This is a genomic window from Dictyobacter kobayashii (assembly GCF_003967555.1).
In the GTDB taxonomy this organism is placed as follows: Bacteria; Chloroflexota; Ktedonobacteria; order Ktedonobacterales; family Ktedonobacteraceae; genus Dictyobacter; species Dictyobacter kobayashii.
In genome coordinates this window covers 2,776,904-2,794,899 of the sequence record NZ_BIFS01000001.1, presented here as the reverse complement: position 1 = coordinate 2,794,899, position 17,996 = coordinate 2,776,904, and the positions used below count along the sequence as shown (strand labels likewise).

The following is a 17,996-nucleotide window of genomic DNA, read 5'->3' as shown; positions in this document are numbered from 1 at the left end:
TTTGAATATGTCTGTACAGGCTCCCAGGGATTTTTTACTCCCATGTAAATGCTCCCTTCCGCCAAACATAGACATAGCCCACCATCAAAACAACCAAAAAGACAAGTAATTCGATTAAGCCGAATAATTGCAACTTATTGAGCAGGATGGCGAGAGGATAAAAAGAAACAATCTCAATATCGAATGCGATAAAGAGCATTCCAGTAAGCAGATACTTCACCGGAAAACGTCGTTTCGGTGCAGCGATCTCTTGAATACCGCATTCGTAGGGCGCTAACTTCTCCGGCGACGGCTTTTTAGGCCCAAGGATGCCGGTCACCGCCATCACAAGGAGGCCGAAGAGGACAGCTAACGCTACATAAATGAAAACGGGGAGTGCTGTTCCCATAGACGTGGGACCCTTCATTTCTAAAAAATATACACGTATAGACACACATTACGAGGTGTCCAAAGTACACTTCCTCATTTGGTATCGTAGCATAGAGGAGGTGATAAAGTCAAACACTAAGGGCATTCAAAGGTCCGTTATATAAAATATGTGTAGAACTTCACCACATAAATATGGTTATATTCCTGTGCCTAAATTACATCATAAGCAAGTAGGCTGAAATTACTAGCTGAAGCTATTATGAGTATACCAAATAGTATGAAGGTCAACTATTTGGTATGGGGAGCGTGCCGCTCTTGCGCGGACGTGCGCTGGCGCGCCCGCACTGTTTTTCTTATGTGGTGTAGGAAATGCGCCGGGCGCATTTCCTACACCACATAAGAAGGCTTCTTGAGCGCCAAAGACGCTCAAACTCAGGTGTGAAGAGCGCACGATCATGAGGGCCTCACACGCTCTTAGAAATTTTAGACTTCCGTCACTACAGCGCTGTTTGTATATGAGCTTTCGTGCTTGAGGAGCTCATACAGAATTTCTTCATTGGTGTAAAAAATGCGCATTGCGCATTTTTTACACCAATGAAGAAAACAGGCGCGGGCGCGCCAGCGCACACTAGTAAAGGAGTGAAACGCCTCCCATCAGCATGAGAGTCTGAGACATTATTAGAGGTACTGCTGAAAGAGGACATAGTCTGTGATCTGGGCAAGAATAGGTGCATCAGTAATGGCCCAGAGTGGCAATGTATACCACTCGTGGGTCGAACCATCGCATTTAATGATCACCTCATGCTCACCAACCCCAAAACTAGCAATCTCATCCCAGGCCATGAATCTGGCACCTTGCTTGAGCAAAACGCCCTCGCGATTGAGGGAAAGCGCTCCGAAAGAAAGGGTAGCGCCTGACTCATAGAGAGCAATATGTGGAGACTGAGAAATGACAGGCGAGGATTCCACCAATGGCACGCGTGCCTGTTTGGCAGCATATTCTAGCAGGCCCTTCAAAACCCATACATTGGGAAGACCTGACAGGCTGAGAGTAGCCCAGGCCCAACTATTACCATAGCAATACAGGCTCAGAGAAGTTTCATCCAGACTCAGGCGCTCATACTCAGACCAGGGCAACAAGCGCTGCACCTTCTCTACAGCAAGGCCTGAACGTGACACTGCAAGTGGACCAAAAGTAAGCACACTGCCTGCATTATATTGCGCCAGCACCTGTGGCAACAAATGGCGGCAAACCTCGCGCTCCATAAAGCCACCCAGGCGATCCAGGTGTGGAAGATCATTATCCAGCACAAACAAAGTTCCATCCGAGCGCAGCAACGTATACTGGGTCAGTAACGTCGACGCCTGGCTCACCTTCAGAACCTTGCTCAACTGCACAATATCTTGCCAGTGAATCACATCGCAGCCATAACGCATATAGATCAGACCTCTAGGGCACAGAAAGATACGCAGCGGAGGGGTTAAAAGAGGAGGCAGCAACATCCAGAAACCGATTAAAAACCAGGCCACACCAATACCCAGCACCATCCATGACTGCCAGAGAGGCCACCAGCTAAAGATCTGGTCATAGAAAGTAGCATAGGCACTGATAATTAGCGCACTGACAACAAAAGCCAGAGGACTCAAAAAGAGAGAGAGTCGAGACGAGCTCAGTGGCTCATAGACAATACGAGGCACACCAAGTTGATGCGCATGTGCGCATGTTTGGATCTTATGAGGTATCTGCTTTTCGGATGTCAGGCGCATGAGCGGGCTCCGTTATCTTCGTACTAGCGGCGCTTCCATACATGCCAACAGCGTTACTAATTTGAACGAGTAGCAGTAATGAGAATAATACGTTGATCATAACGGCTCTCTATATATTTAGAAGTTATTATATATCAAAAGATGGTGCTATTTCTCTCAATTGTTGGGTGTATATTTTATTTCCCGTGCGCCCCCAAGAAGAATCCCTTTGGCATGAAGCCGTTCCGAGCGACGAGGAAAAATCGGGCGCGAGGCCCGGACCTATACGGGAAGGGAGAAAGCGGGGACAAGCCCCGCACGTACATTTCTTCTTTATTTTTGCATTAAAATGATCTTCTTTAGCTCTTTTAATCCCTCGCGTTGCAATCTAGGATTGAGAGGTGATGAATATTGGTATTTACTTATTCATATCGTTCAGGTAAAGGGATTCAATAGGTTGAGGTGATGTTAGTAGACTACGATGCTGGTGTTCCAGCCGGTGTTGTAGTAGAGCCAGGCGGCCTCGGCAGGTGGGAGGTTGACACAGCCATGGCTGCCATTGCCGGAAGAGCGTTGATCTCCACTATCGTCATGATGGGGGAACTCGGTACCTGGTCCGTAGTTGATGCGCCACCAACTATCGTGGATAAAGTAGCCGCCATCGTGGAAGAGAATAGCGTTTTGGATGACGGTATTGGGATACCAGAATGGTGAAGTGGGCGGATCATCAGATTTAAAAAGCGTTGGTGATAAGCGATTCAAGACTGTCCAGACGCCTGGAGGAGATGGGCGCTCCGGACGACCGGTAGTAACCAGGAATGAACGTACCAGGTTGCCATCCTGATATAGGCGTAGACTTTGCTTGCTCAGAGAAATAACGATCACCTGGCCTTGCATCAACTGGTAATGCTGTAAAGCCTGCAGATCGGCTTTATGAACCTGATCATATGGGGTCGGATCATCATAATCCATCTCCAGCAGTTGATGGTTGAAAAGCAAGGTTTTGGCCACGTCCAGGGAATTTTGCAGATCGTCCAGGGTAGTGGCCTGATTGAGTAGTGTATCCGCATCCAGGCCAAAATTATTGTTCAGGTAACTGGTGTCAATGGCATAGCTATTACCATCGTAGTCATCATAGTAGAGATGGCTGCTACTCCATCCCTCCACATCTTGATGGAACTGCCGGATAGCCTGATTGGCATCTTCACGCAAAGCATCGGCCTTAACCGCAAAAATATCATTATCAACTTGCTTCAGAAAATGCTGAAAGCTCAACACATCCATAGGAGCAGCGGCCTGCTTTTTATAAACGGTCAGCCGTTCCTGGTAGGGCGCCGGATCGAGATTAGCAGCAGGAAGTTGCTGAACACCCTGATCCAATTCCTGCAAGCGAGTCGAGGCCACCATGGGCATTGCCTGAACCACAGCGACGGTAGCTTGCTGGTACTGCGCATTAAGTAGATGATTTAAGCTTTGTAAACTGGCAGCACCTGTATTTTTCTGGAAGAGTTGTTGATCATTTTGATAGGCGGCCTGCAGTGAGAGGACAGTAGTATTTAACTGCGCCTGCTGTGCCAGATTCAACATATTTTGCAAAGCAGAGAGGTGACTGGAAGTAACTTCCAGAGCAGAGAGCCGCTGATCAAATTGCTGCATGCTTGTATAAATATGGGTATAATCCCCAAAGCTGTGGGCATTAGACAAAGCTCCCTCAAGTTGATGCAATTGAGCCGGAAATGTCCCGATTGGTAGATGCGCTTTTTGATCGCCGGCCAGCGAGATAGACGTGTGCTGCAATTCCTGTTCTAACTGAGCATGGATACGCTGGGTATTGGCGGCCATCACGCCCTGGAGCTGTGTATTCAGGAGAAGATAGCGCCGGGCGAGAGAAAGATAATAATCATCCACCGGCTGATTGCTAAAAAGACTCAAAGGGGGTTGAGAAGAACGCAAAGCGGCATATTGAGTAAGAATGGGCTGCAGAACAGCGGAAGTAAAACCAAATTGACGGGCGCTATGGAGAATTTGATCAAAACGCTGCTCATTCTCCATAGCTCGTTGCCGTACCTGTGTATCGCCAGCGCAGGCGCTTGTCGTAAGAAGTGACACCGATAACACAAGAACAATCACCAACTGCCTCAACCGCAAGTGCCCAACCCCAGGATACGACAAGCCCATCAATGCTACCTCTTTCCGCCGCGAGACTTAGATTTCTGTTTGCGCTTCTCCTTGCGCACTGCCTTGCCAGTCTTTTTCCCGCCCATAGACTTACCACCGCCAGGTAAAGCCGGCATACCAGGCATTCCAGGAATACCGCCGCCGCCAGAATACTGGCGAGCCAACTGGGCCCAGGGACCCTTACCGGAGCTCATCTGCCGGATCATCGTACGCATCTCATTGAACTGATCCAACAACTGATTAACTTCCTGGACCGTGGTACCACTACCACGCGCAATACGTTTACGACGACTTCCATTCATAATATCGGGATTGCGTCGCTCTTCTTTAGTCATCGAAAGGATCATCGCCTCAACATATTTCAGCTGATCCCCTTCAAGAGCCTCTTCCATCTCAGGCATCGACGCCAATTTATTAAAGCCCGGGAGCATCTCCATCACATTACGCAAAGGTCCCATACGCTTCAACTGGCGCATCGAATTCAAGAAGTCCTCAAGGTCAAATTTACCCTGTTGCAGCTTCTGCTGAGCTTTAAGAGCCTCTTCCTCATCGATGCTCTCCTGGGCCCGCTCAATCAAAGAAAGAACGTCACCCATTCCTAGTATACGCGAAGCCAAACGATCTGGATAGAAAGGTTCCAATGCGTCCGTCTTCTCGCCCACGCCCATAAACTTCACCGGAACGCCGGTCACCGTACGAATCGACAGGGCGGCACCGCCACGGGCATCACCATCCATTTTCGTAAGGATCATACCCGTCAAAGAGACGGCCTTATTAAAGTCATCGGCCACACGAACCGCTTCTTGACCGGTCATAGCATCGGCGACCAACAAGATCTCACGCGGGCGCACACGCTGACGAATATTGATAACCTCATTCATCATGCGCTCATCGATATTCAAACGGCCCGCAGTATCCAGAATCACGACCGAGCAAGCCTGCTCGCGAGCAAAATCCAGTGAATTTACACAGATATCCACCGGATCGGCTCCCATCGGCTCCGAATAAACAGGGATCGACAACTGACGACCCAGAGACTTCAACTGATTGACAGCCGCAGGCCGATACATATCGGCAGCAACCATCAAAGGACGCTGGCCCTGTTTACGCAGGTAGTTAGCCAACTTGGCGGCAGACGTTGTTTTACCAGAACCCTGCAAACCAACCAGCATAATAATCTGTGGAGGAGTTCCTCCTAAATCCAGCTTATTATTGCCATTCTCTCCACCCAGAACCTCAACCAGTTCCTCATTTACAATAGAAAGCACCTGCTGGGCCGGTGAAAGGCTCCCCATCACATCCGCGCCAATAGCCTTTTCTTTGACACGGTCGACGAATTGACGTGCCACTTTCAGGTTGACGTCAGCTTCGATGAGCGCCAGTCGGACCTCACGCAGTGCTGCGTTTACATCTTCCTCGGTCAACCTACCCTGTCCACCGAGATTATTAAATATACCTTCAAGACGTTTAGATAAGTTCTCAAACATTGCCATAACGGTGCTCTTTTCCTCTTTCCGCCAAGCGAACGTGCCAATTTGGCACCTATTATATCACTTTGTGCTGTCGGATGAAATCAGGTGCTCGACTGTATTGCGCTTTGTTCCTCAACATATAATCCTGTCTCTGTCTATTTTAACACAAATCATATCAGCAAACTTGATACAAACACACTCAAACTTCTTGCTAGGTCGAACTCATATATGATATATTGAAGGCAGGAAAAAGACCCAAAGATCAAGGAAAGCAGCCTGGAGGTGAAGTATGAAGATAGAACGCTTTACAGATAAAGCCAGAGAGGCCATTCAAGAAGCATCAGCAAATGCAAAGGAGCATAACAATGGCCAGATCGAACCCGAACATCTGCTGAACGCGCTGCTCACCCAGGAAGGTGGAGTAGTTCAGCAGATCATCCAAAAAGCGGGCGGAAATATAGCGGCCGTCCGCAGCAGCATCGAAAACGAGATTGCCCGCCTGCCCAGGGTCTATGGTGGTAGTGAACCAGGAATCTCGCCGCAACTGCGCAAAGTGCTGGAGGACGGCTGGCAGGAGATGAGCGCCTTTAAAGACGAATATCTAAGTGTAGAACATCTCTTACTGGCCTTCTTCGGCAGCGACAGCGCGGCCCGCAGAGCCCTAAAAGCCGCCGGACTCAGCCGCGAGTTGGTACTCAACGCCTTAACCACCATCAGAGGTTCACAGCGCGTCACCGACCAGAATCCAGAAGGCAAATACCAGGCACTCGAAAAATACGGCCGCAACCTGACCGAACTGGCCAGGCAGGGCAAGCTTGACCCGGTAATTGGAAGAGACGAAGAGATCCGCCGCGTCATCCAGGTACTCAGTCGGCGCACCAAGAATAACCCGGTCCTAATTGGAGAACCAGGAGTCGGCAAGACCGCCATCGTAGAAGGTCTGGCCCAGCGCATAGTACGCGGCGACATCCCCAAATCCCTGGCGGAAAAACAGGTCGTAACGTTGGATCTAGGAGCGCTGGTAGCCGGAGCCAAATTTCGCGGCGAATTCGAAGAACGCCTCAAAGCCGTCCTGAAAGAAGTCACCAGTGCCGCCGGCGGAATCGTCCTCTTTATCGATGAGCTACACACCCTGGTAGGAGCGGGCGCGGCGGAAGGCGCGATGGATGCCTCTAACATGCTCAAGCCAATGCTAGCGCGTGGCGAACTGCACTGTATCGGCGCCACCACCCTGAACGAATATCGCAAATATATCGAGAAAGATGCCGCCCTGGAACGGCGCTTCCAACCAGTGATAGTCGACCAACCGACCGTGGAAGATACCATCAGCATCCTACGCGGCATCAAGCCACGCTATGAGGTCCACCATGGTGTCCGTATTCAGGACAGCGCCCTGGTCGCCGCCGCCGTACTGTCCAACCGCTATATTACAGATCGTTTCCTACCCGACAAAGCTATCGACCTGGTAGATGAAGCGGCCAGCCTGCGCCGCGTTGAACTGGACAGCACCCCGAGCGAAATGGACGCCCTTGACCGGCGTATTCGCCAGCTACAGGTCGAGCAAGAAGCGCTCAAGAAAGAGAGCGACGTTGCCAGTAAAGAACGACGCGATAAAGTAGAGCGCGAGATCGCCAATTTGAGCGAACAGCTACGGGCCATGCGCCTCACCCTGGACAGCGAACGTGAGCCAGTCGAAGAACTGCGCCAACTCAAACGGCAACTGGACGAAGCGCAAATCCAATACGACAAAGCCGAGCGAGCCTACAACTACGAAGAGATGGCCCGCCTGCGCTATGGTCGCATCCAGGAACTTGAGCAACAGATCAAAGAGCAAGAAAACCGGCTCGCCAACCTGCAAAGTGCGCGCATGCTCAAAGAAGAAGTAGACGCCGAAGACATCGCCGAAATCGTCTCCAAATGGACGCATATTCCGGTCTCCAGAATGATGGAAGCCGAAATACAAAAACTCCTGCACATGGAAGAACGCTTGCGTGAACGCGTCGTCGGACAGGACGACGCCCTGGCAACCGTCGCCGACGCCATTCGCCGTTCGCGAGCCGGACTACAAGATCCCAACCGACCACTAGCCAGCTTCCTCTTCCTGGGACCAACCGGAGTAGGAAAGACAGAACTGGCCCGTGCCCTGGCCGAATTCCTCTTTGATAATGAGCAAGCGATGGTGCGTATCGACATGTCAGAGTACATGGAAAAACACAGCGTCTCCCGCCTGATCGGAGCACCTCCCGGATATGTTGGATATGACGAGGGTGGTCAGCTCACCGAAGCTGTCCGCCGCCATCCTTATAGCGTCATCCTGCTGGACGAAATTGAGAAAGCGGCCCCCGAAGTTTTCAATGTTCTGCTCCAACTACTGGATGACGGGCGGCTCACCGATGGCCAGGGAAGAACGGTTGACTTCAGAAACACGGTAATCGTCATGACCAGCAATATTGGTGACCGCTGGTTACATGAATATGCCAACCAGGACGAAGACAGCATCCAGCGCGACATCCGTCAACGGCTGCGTGAAGAAGGGCTAAGGCCCGAATTCATCAACCGGATCGACGAGATCATCATCTTCCATCCAATTGGCAAAGAAAAAGTCAAAGCCATCGTCGAGATCCAGATCAATCGCATCAAGCCACGTCTGGAGGAGCGACACATTACATTGAAGCTAAGTGAAGCCGCCAAAGATTACCTGGCAGAAACAGGTTATGATACACAATTTGGAGCTCGGCCACTCAAGCGCGTCATTCAGCGAGAAGTGGAGAACCGCATCGCCAGAGCCATCCTGGAAGGCAGTGTACACGAAGGTTCAGAGGTAGAGATCGACAACCTTGATGGCAAATTAATGTTGAACATTAAACAACATGCGCATTAATGTTCAGCTTGCGTAACAGAAACACAACCACAAAACAAAGTATATCTATCTACACTATGGTGTATATTGATATAATAGGAAGCGACGACACGTATCGCGGTTTCATGTTTGTGAAAAAGCTAGTTCACGGACCGAGATAGGCTATTGGCGTCGATTGGAGAATAGAGATAGTGAAACTCTACGTAGGAAAGCTGCCCTATCGGACAACTGACCAGGATTTAAATGATCTCTTTGGCCAATATGGCCAGGTAGTTTCAGCTACGATCATCATGGATCGTGAAACTGGACGCAGCAAGGGATTTGGCTTTGTAGAAATGGGTAATGATGAGGAGGCACAGAACGCGATGAGCCAACTCAATAATTCCAGCCTGGAAGGTCGTACAATCATTGTAAACGAAGCACAAGAGAAGCGCGATACGCGTGGTGGCGGCGGTTTCCAACGACGTGATTCACGCGGTGGCGGCGGCGGTGGTGGCGGATATCGTGATCGCCGTTATTAGTCCATATAGGTCGTTTGATAAATGCTTCAAGCAATTGGAAAGGTCCTGAATGATGGCCACCTGCACCGCCACATCACAACCAGTAGTGTGGAACCATTTGCGGAAGCAGCGCTAGCTTCCTAAGCAGTACTTAAACAGTTGCAGAGTAGACACTAAAACAAACAGGGAACTGGAAAGCACTTTCCAGTTCCCTGTTTTTAAGCACAGATACCAGAGCTAGCTGCGATCAAAGAATTCTTCGCGGCTGGAAGGATCGGGACGATGTGCCAACTGGATACCAGCCAGATAAGGATCGGAGGCAGCCAGAAGCTGATTAGCCTCATAAGCCAGGGCACGATAATTGATATGCCCACCCGGACGTACACGCTGCATAGTCAGATACATTGCCTGCTTAGGATCACCATGCATCCACAGATCAACCTGATGGGCCAGGGGCAGCAAGTTGAGCATAAAAGCATAATCAATACTTTCCCCATAGGTAGCCGACACTTTATCCAGGAAGGCCTGAAGCTGCTGATAGTACACCTGCAAATCATGCTCAAATGCAGCTTTCTCCACAGCGAACTCAGGAATTTCCGAAAGATAGAGAGGCAAACCAAAGCCACGAGAAAGAATCTGCACCAATGTATCCCGGCTAACACGCTCACCAAAGACCAGCGGCAAAGGAAAGAAACGGCCCCAGGCACGATGACGATTAAAATCACGTAGCTCACCCAGAAAACTCTCAATCGCCAGTGTCATCGTAGTTGTACGCGCAAAGCCAGGCAGTTCGCGATAATTATTATGCTCCGCAAAAAGCAATTTACTCAACGCCGTTTTGATCTCAGGAGTCTGGGCATGAACCCAGGTAAGCAAGGCCTCACGCTCCAGGCCAGGCCAGAGCAACAACGCATACTCAGCCAGCAGCCGCTCGCCGGCAGTCCACTCCGAACCAAGTAAGCGCACACGCTGCCCAACCCGTTGCGGAGCCGTGCGTTGAATCGGCACTACCCGCAGCAGATCAGTATGCTCAACCAGGAACTGGCGCAAAGCCTGCAAATTAGAATTAACTGTTGAAAGAGGATATGTATGGCGAACCAGGCCAGGAGCTTCAGCCTTATAATCCAGGGCCTCTTCTTCCTCAGGGCTTGGAGCAAGCAAACGTTCAATCTGTGCCGCCACCTGATGATAATAAGCGACCGGAGAAGCCTTTAATTCAGCGATAATACGCGACCAGTCGCGAGCCGAAGTCTCAAAGGACATGCCACTCCACTGCCCAAACAACAAGAAATAACGCACACAATCCAGGACACGAGAAGTCAGGGCACTCTTCTGGTCTGAGCGGCTCGTATCAGCCTGATAATACGCTGTAAAGGCACGCAACAAACTCTCCCGGTGGAGGGCAAACATAGATAAAGAAAGGGCGCCAAAGGCCTGATATTCTTCCTCCAGCGCAGCGCCATCAGCTGCCGGAAAATCGGCGGGCAAATAATTGCGCAACTGATGTAAAACCGCCTTCCCAAAGCGAGGCTGATAGCGTGTTGACTTCTCCTGGCCCGAATTAAGTGATCCCTCATTAAACAGAGCCAGGCACAGATGCATAGGAATCTTGCCCATATCCACAGCCACGCGAGCCATATCCCCAACAGAAGCATGGCCATAGCCCCGGAAAGTCTCCTCAATCTTCTGATCGGGGTCCACCCCTTTTTGCCCCATCTCACTTAAAATATCCCAGGGCATGCCGGCGGCCCGCGATTGGCGGGCGCCCGCCCAGGCCCGGTGGGCAGCAGTACGCTTCTGCGGATTAGAGACAGTAGTCGTCACCACAGTACCGGTCTCTTGATCTTCCAGACAGATCAAACGCAGACCGGTTACATCCGGGGCATAAGTGAACCAACGATAGGACCCCGAAATATACTCTTTCTCTATCGCCAACTCAGCCTTATCATTCTTTTGAGTTTGTGTCATAGGCTCCTCCTTGCGAAGGAAATAACTTCGCACCTTCCAAACCGATTGATCTAACGACAGCCATGTTACCACTTCCAGGCAAACTCCAAAAGCAGGAAAAAGGTCAGCCAATTGCGACCGAAGTTAAAGCCGGACCGTATTAGTAGTGAATGTTTGAGCTTAAAATAGTTCCACGCCACTGGCAGTAATATGGCGGTCCTGGTGGCGGCAATCAAATAACGTAAACATTATTTTTAACTAGCACATGCTACCAAGAGCAGTTATGGAGAGTTATTTCTTATGTCCTGGACATCACTGGCAGAACGCATAGAACGGCTTCCACTTATTTTAGCCGGGCCAATTGTTAGAAGGGTAGAACCTGAGCAGGTAACGGTCTGGTTGGCGCTAAAAGAAGCACGCAACGTAACCTTATGCATCTATGCTAAAGATGAGCACGCCCAATTGCAAGAGCAAGCGCGAGGCACCCACGCCACTATTCGCATAGGAGATAACCTGCACTTAGTAGCTGTAACAGCCAGCATAACCAGCACTGAGCAAAAGTTAAATTGGGGCGAGCTCTATTATTATAACCTCTACTTTAGTGCTAAAGAGCAGCAACCAGGCGCAGAAATGGCGCACCTGGCCACACCTGGCATCCTTACCGCCGATCCCAACGAGACGCAACCACTACAGCGCATCTGTTATCCGGGAGAGCCACTACCAGGTTTCCTGCTGCCCGCCAAACATGTACACGACCTGCGCATCATCCATGGCTCCTGTCGCAAGGCACACGGAACCGGCAAAGAGACCTTATCGGCGGTCGATAACCTGATCGCCACTGCCTGCGAGCAGAACGGCACAGCACGGCCACAGCAACTCTACATGACCGGAGACCAGATCTATGCCGATGATGTCGCCACGTCCCTGCTACACACGCTAACGGATGCAGGAAAGGTGCTACTGGCAGGCAATCAAGAAGAGATCATGCCAGGTTCTCAACTCCCGGTAGATAAATTTTTCCCCAGCATGCGCAAAAATATCATTCTCAACCAGGCCAGATTCACCACAGGTCATGCAGATAACCACCTGATCTCCTTCGCCGAATACATCGCCATGTACCTATTTAGCTGGTCCGATGTACTATGGCCCAAAGAACTACTGAGCGTCGAAGACTTCTGGGCCTGGCTCTATCCAGGGGTTCATGCCGAGAGCATTACGCAGGCAAAAGAACAAGCTCGTTACCGAGAAGAGCTCCAACAACTAACAAGTTTTCGCAACACCCTACCCAAAGTCAGACGGGCCCTGGCCAACATCGCCACGTACATGATCTGTGACGATCACGACGTCACCGACGACTGGTTTTTAGATGGGAACTGGTGTCAGCAAGTACTAAAAAAGCCACTGGGAAGACGCATCATCCGTAATGGACTGCTCGCCTATGCGCTATGCCAGGCCTGGGGCAATACGCCACAGCAATTTACCGAAGCAGATGGCGCCGCCCTGCTAACAGCCGTCGATAACTGGCGAGGCAACGAGAACGATAGGCAGGCAGAGACCATCGCCCAGACCATTGGCATGCCAGATCACTTTCGCGGCCAGGGTTCGCTGCAGCACCCCGATCGATCCCTGCGCTGGCACTACAGTTATGAAGGTCCCAACTACCAGATGATCATCATGGATACACGCACCCACAGGTACTACCGCACGCCTAAAGATTTTCCGGGGCTGCTCTCAGAGAGTGCGATGCAAACCCAGATTGAAGACATCAAATATGAAGAGGCGGAAGTCACATTGATCATCTCAGCCGCCCCCGTCATCGGCATCGACTTCGTAGAAACAGTACAATTCTGGAGTCGCTGGCGCGTCAAAGACAACTACGCCTTCGACCGTGAAGCCTGGGCCCTCGAATGGGGAACCTTCCAGATCTTTTTACGCACCATCAGTAACCTTAAACGGGTCGTCTTTCTGTCTGGCGACGTACATTATGCCTTTGGCTCCAGCCTCGAATACTGGGACACCCGGACCAGGCAAAGCGCGAAATTCATCAACTTCACCTCCAGTCCTTACTGCAACGAAGGTTCCGGTTCACAAATTTCTGTCCTGGCCATTGGCTATCCCCGCCTGCGCTCACTACTGCGAGGAGGGAAAGAGCCCCGACTAGACTTCTTTGTCTGGGACATTCGCGGGCACGACCACCACACCCTTAACTACCTGCTTACAACAATCAGAAAGCAAAGCTACCGGTTCTGGTGGGCGATCCCGCGCCTGATCGCAGCCCATCGCTCACCCAGCGAGATAGTCATGCCAGCCTGGGGCTGGTTCAAAGGTGCATTTGACAACTTTCCCCCCAGCCGCAGCTATCGCATACGCTACCTGACCAACAACCTGCAGCGAACAACCGAGAATGAACATCGTCCACATATCAATTTGACACGCTTCACCCTGCGACCGCTCCGGGCCGCGCTAGGTGGACTCAACATCTTACAGATTCTCAATCGCCGGCTACAGGGAAAACTGCGCGCACGTACAACCCGGATACCAGAACAAAACACAGCCACGCTCAGAGGTGCCCGCGAGAACCTGTTGGAAGAAGCCATAGAACAAAGTGAAAAGATTGAACGCAAACTGGAACAGCCCCGCACAGGATTAATGAACGCCGTCTTCAACTATGATCAATGGCTTAGCCGCTGGAAAGCAGGCAATCTGATCGTGGGTTACAACAATATCGGTGAGATCAGTTTCTGCTGGGATGATGAGAAAAAAGAAGTGAGTCAGCGACTATGGTGGTATAGCCCGAATAATCCTGAACAGATACAATGCGCTGAATATGCAGATACACTGGAACTTCCCCGTCCTGAAGATGAGCCTCCAATGCCATAGGACTTTTCCGCTTTTTGCTTACTCCAGGGAATATATATACATAAGATAGTATTTGATTCTTTCTTCCATTGGAAGCCTGATGCTCACCTGTATACGTGCGCTGGCGCGCCCGAGCTTTTTTTCTTGTGTGGTGCAAAAAATTGCAATAGATGCAATTTTTTGCACCACACAAGAAAAATCATTAAGCGCCTTTGGCTCTCAAACTCAGCGTAAAGAGCGCGGGAGACCATGAGGATAAGACACAATTTTATCAATTGCCACATAAATTCTATCCGAGCACTTTATGCAGCAATTGATAAAATTAAAAATTCTGGAGATTGAATGATATGACTAATGGAGGCAAAGTTGAGGTTCGTAGCCGTATCTTTCAGGCAACCACGCCTGATTCAGCACTTCCGACGGTCATCCTGGACATTCTCAATGAAGAGATCACGGTTACCGAGTTGATTCGCCGTACCGTCACCGAACAGATTCGTGAGCTCGTGGCAACGCGCAAACTGGATGCCCAGCAGGCCCAGCAGGCGCTGCAACGCCAGTACCTTACAGACGCAGAAATTCATGATCAGGCAAAAAAAGGGAAGGTTATATTCGCTCAAAACGAAGCTACCAGGCTAGAAAATCAGAACCAGGATATCCAGGTGGAAAATGAGATTCGCAAAGCCACCAATGCCTTTGAGCAAAGAGCTTATGTCATTATTGCCGATGGGAAGATGATTAGCAGCCTGGATGAAAAATTACTTTTCCACCCGGGCAGCACCATTACCTTCTTTCGGCTCATACCACTCATAGGGGATAAGCTCATGAATGAAAGCGAAGCCAGAGAACTGGCGGAACGCTTCTCAGCGGTAACGATGCGTTTTAGTAGCGCGCTCAACCAGCTAGGACAAAAGCTCGTCATCAAACATACTATAGCGGAGAGAGACAGACTAAGAGAGAACCTGGTCAGCCTTACAATTCCAGAATTAGTCATGTTATATCGCATGGAAGAGTTTCAGGATCTGCTAGAAAGCAGCATTTTACAGCAAAAACAAGAGAAATTACGCGCCCGTGTAGAAAACGGCCAACTACCAGCACAACTCTTCCAATTCCTCGAACTCATACTCTCATGTATCGCCATCATTCTAAACGAGAAAAAATACCAGGCCTTCGGCTTTTCAGAAGCGCCCGGCTGGCTCATGCTGCGCCTGAGCAGGCAGCCCTTTCAAAAAATCCTCAAAACAACGCTAGAAACATTCACAAATAACTTCAGCGTACAAGAGATCGGTAGCATGGCCACCACGCTCTATTTTCAACCACAACTCTGGTGGGAACGCGCACAAACGCTGCCAGAGATTCAGCTACAGGCCTGTATGCGTACCGTTCTCAACGCCTGCGTCATCCACTATGCACCCACCAACCTGACAGAACAGCTAGAACAGCGCATCATCCAACTTGTGAAAAACACAAAAACTGGCAACACTGAGGACTGTTACTTCTCAATAGAAAATGATCTTGGAGATTGTCTCCAACTCTTCATAGCCTTACCTTATTCAGAGCGCAGCCTGAGCATACTGGACGCCACCCAATCCTTGATCTATCATGGAGAATATTATAATACTTCATTTAAATACAAGATAAATACCATAGCTAGAGATAGCATAAAAAAGCCAATTGACATTTTGCGTAAAAACGATGCATTAGATGAAGATATCTTATCCCTTGCAGTTATCCTGGCACCTTATGACATCACACATCAATTTTCGTCCGACCATCCTTACATCAAACAAATTTTTACGCGCTTTGCCAGCGACCTTAAGCCACAGACTGGTGCCGCTCTAGCTTCATCCACGGAATACATACATGGAAAAGAATATCTCTTGTATGCGGCTCAACAACACCAGCAGCACAACCTGGGCCCCATTGTCGACAACATCGATCAGAGCAATAAATTGAAGGCCGCCATCGTAAGCATGGCCCACACCGATGGCATTGCAGAGCTCAATCCAACCGAACGCAAAGACCTCCTGCTCCAGCTAAAGACATATCCAGAAACAACCCTGACAGCGCTACTACCACTGGCCCCACAAGCACAAAACCTCATCATTGAAGCATTGGAATGGCAAGAGGCGCTACCATTGCTAGAACTAATCAAACGCCTGACCAATGTCCAATATACCGCCATGAACGACAACTATGCCACCGATATGCCCAACTCGCTAGATCCAACCTCAGGCGAGATCGACATAGCAGAGATCAATACCATTATCGAGCAAGTCGGCAGGCCTCTGGCAAAAAAAATGGTCAAGTGTTTTCAAACAGCACGTGTCTTTGACCATACCTGCCTGATGATCTCCGCCAGCCAGGGATGGGAATCACAGCTAGAAAAAAAGCTAAAGATTGGCAGCCAGATCGCCATTAAAGCCTATGGCATCGCCCCGATTACGCGTGGAAAAGAAGAAATACTGGAACGCTACCTCAAGCTGCAGGAGGCAGCCAAACTCGGCAAAAAATACGGGCCCCAACGCCGTGTTAGCCATAAAGCCGCCATTGAAGTCGGACTCAGCAATCTGGCCAAAACAGCAGGCTATCCCGAGGTAAATTTTCTAGAATGGGACATGGAAACCCAGATTTCTAACAACGAGGACCAGCATAGCCATAACTGGCAGATTGGAGACTATCTGCTGGAGATCCAGGTTAAAGACCTTATCCCTACGCTCAACGTCACCCGTGGTTCCCGACAATATAAAACGATACCCAAAGAAATACGCGAGCACCCCACTTACCAGATAGCCAAAGAAAAAGTCAGGGTGCAGCGCGAACAGATCAGCCGCCTGCGCAACCACTACTTGGAACAGCTCATTGGCAGCGAACGGCTACTCGATCCAAACGAGCTCAGCCAGATCATCCAGCTGCCCATTGCCCGCAGTTTATTCGAAGGACTTATCCTGGGGACAGAAGATGGCCAGACCGGCATCTTCGACGCCCAACACTTCGCTCTCCGTGATCTCCAAAACGAACTACAACCCATCACACGGGCGGTTAAAGTCGTACATCCCTACAGTTTGTTTCAGGCAGGCACACTCAGCGCCTGGCAACGCACCATTGTACAGCGCCAGATCGTGCAACCAATCAAGCAAGCCTTTCGAGAACTCTATGTATTAACGCCAGCCGAGCAAGCCAGCAGTCCATACTCAAGACGTTTTGCTGGCCACAGCATTGCCGGGCACATCACCTCAAAACTACTCAGCAGTCGCGACTGGAGGCAGGAGCAGAGTTACGGTGCAATCACACCTTATAAAATATTCCCGGGCATCAAAGCCACATTCAATCTCCTTGAGACCGGTCCCTATCTAGGCGCACACCTGAACCCAATTACAGACTGCATCTACTTCGCACCATATCCAGCAAGCAAACGAGCAGACCTGATAGAGAGAAACCTGGATCTCAATGAGGTGCCCCCGCTCATCTTTTCCGAAGTCATGCGCGATGCCGACCTCATAATCTCGGTCGCCCACACCCAACGGGATGGCAGTCATAGCTTCTCAAACGAATTTTATACCCGGCGCCACGAACTCATTGAAACCCTATTCGCCGACCTTAACCTACCTGGCGTCACCGTCGAAGGACATTTTGCCCACATCCAGGGCAAACTGGCCAGATATCGCATCCATCTACTCACTGCCGCCATCCATATTGAGCCCGGCAACTACCTGTGTATTGTCCCGCAAAACTGGGGACAAAAAACAAGCAGCCTTTTTCTACCCTTTGCCAATGAAGACGATCCCAAGCTCAGCGAAGTCATCAGCAAGATACTGCTCCTGCTAGCCGATGACCAGATCAAAGACGAAAGCATTCTCCAGCAAATCAGAAATCAGCAGGCCTGATCCGGCAACCATGACTGAAGGGCACCACATCGATGTTCTTCAGTCATAACCTCACAACTTCCTCACAACTTCCTCACAATGTCATCTGAGACTTATGGTATGATTTAGATGCAAATAGCACATGACATGTTAGAATAACAAACAATAAATAGCGGGTCAGGAAATTGTAGTGTGAAAGTGA

9 protein-coding genes are annotated in these 17,996 nt (G+C 50.1%); 4 read left to right on the top strand and 5 right to left on the bottom strand.

What is annotated here, in order from left to right; genetic code table 11:
• Positions 1-34: 34 nt before the first annotated feature.
• The 4 genes from EL645_RS12250 to ffh all read right to left on the bottom strand — a co-directional run bounded on the left by EL645_RS12250 (position 35) and on the right by ffh (position 5,780).
• Complete coding sequence (locus tag EL645_RS12250) at positions 35-388, bottom strand: NADH-quinone oxidoreductase subunit A (protein ID WP_126550366.1); 354 nt, start codon at positions 386-388, stop codon at positions 35-37.
• A 659-nt stretch (positions 389-1,047) separates the two neighbouring features.
• Complete coding sequence (locus EL645_RS12245) at positions 1,048-2,136, bottom strand: DUF6585 family protein (RefSeq protein ID WP_126550364.1); 1,089 nt, start codon at positions 2,134-2,136, stop codon at positions 1,048-1,050.
• Between the two features lie 447 nt (positions 2,137-2,583).
• Positions 2,584-4,293, bottom strand: a complete 1,710-nt coding sequence (locus EL645_RS12240; protein ID WP_126550362.1) for a L,D-transpeptidase — start codon at positions 4,291-4,293, stop codon at positions 2,584-2,586.
• A 5-nt stretch (positions 4,294-4,298) separates the two neighbouring features.
• Positions 4,299-5,780, bottom strand: coding sequence for a signal recognition particle protein (ffh, locus tag EL645_RS12235; protein ID WP_170207728.1), 1,482 nt, complete (start codon positions 5,778-5,780; stop codon positions 4,299-4,301).
• 274 nt (positions 5,781-6,054) lie between these two features.
• On the opposite strand from ffh, the gene clpB reads away from it, so the two are divergent.
• A complete protein-coding gene (gene clpB, locus EL645_RS12230) occupies positions 6,055-8,646 on the top strand; it encodes an ATP-dependent chaperone ClpB (RefSeq protein ID WP_126550358.1) in 2,592 nt (863 codons plus the stop codon).
• Positions 8,647-8,816: 170 nt separating this feature from the next.
• A complete protein-coding gene (gene rbp, locus EL645_RS12225; RefSeq protein ID WP_126550356.1) occupies positions 8,817-9,146 on the top strand; it encodes an RNA-binding regulator in 330 nt (109 codons plus the stop codon).
• Between the two features lie 216 nt (positions 9,147-9,362).
• Here the strand turns inward: rbp and EL645_RS12220 are convergent, their stop codons facing one another.
• Positions 9,363-11,093 carry a hypothetical protein gene (locus tag EL645_RS12220; RefSeq protein WP_126550355.1) on the bottom strand — a complete coding sequence of 577 codons (1,731 nt, stop codon included), beginning with the start codon at positions 11,091-11,093 and terminating at the stop codon, positions 9,363-9,365.
• 279 nt (positions 11,094-11,372) lie between these two features.
• On the opposite strand from EL645_RS12220, the gene EL645_RS12215 reads away from it, so the two are divergent.
• Together EL645_RS12215 and EL645_RS12210 are read left to right on the top strand one after the other, a co-directional pair.
• On the top strand, positions 11,373-13,952 hold the full coding sequence (locus EL645_RS12215; RefSeq protein WP_126550353.1) for a metallophosphoesterase family protein: 2,580 nt from the start codon (positions 11,373-11,375) through the stop codon (positions 13,950-13,952).
• 326 nt (positions 13,953-14,278) lie between these two features.
• Positions 14,279-17,815 (top strand): DUF4132 domain-containing protein, encoded by a 3,537-nt coding sequence (locus EL645_RS12210; RefSeq protein ID WP_126550351.1) that lies wholly within the window; start codon positions 14,279-14,281, stop codon positions 17,813-17,815.
• The last annotated feature ends 181 nt before the right edge of the window (positions 17,816-17,996 follow it).

Bases quoted from the DNA above. Each gene is read 5' to 3' on its own strand.
- clpB (WP_126550358.1), top strand. From the start codon at position 6,055: ATGAAGATAGAACGCTTTACAGATAAAGCCAGAGAGGCCATTCAAGAA.
- EL645_RS12210 (WP_126550351.1), top strand. From the start codon at position 14,279: ATGACTAATGGAGGCAAAGTTGAGGTTCGTAGCCGTATCTTTCAGGCA.
- EL645_RS12250 (WP_126550366.1), bottom strand. From the start codon at position 388: ATGGGAACAGCACTCCCCGTTTTCATTTATGTAGCGTTAGCTGTCCTC.
- ffh (WP_170207728.1), bottom strand. From the start codon at position 5,780: ATGTTTGAGAACTTATCTAAACGTCTTGAAGGTATATTTAATAATCTC.
- EL645_RS12215 (WP_126550353.1), top strand. From the start codon at position 11,373: ATGTCCTGGACATCACTGGCAGAACGCATAGAACGGCTTCCACTTATT.
- EL645_RS12220 (WP_126550355.1), bottom strand. From the start codon at position 11,093: ATGACACAAACTCAAAAGAATGATAAGGCTGAGTTGGCGATAGAGAAA.
- EL645_RS12240 (WP_126550362.1), bottom strand. From the start codon at position 4,293: ATGGGCTTGTCGTATCCTGGGGTTGGGCACTTGCGGTTGAGGCAGTTG.
- EL645_RS12245 (WP_126550364.1), bottom strand. From the start codon at position 2,136: ATGCGCCTGACATCCGAAAAGCAGATACCTCATAAGATCCAAACATGC.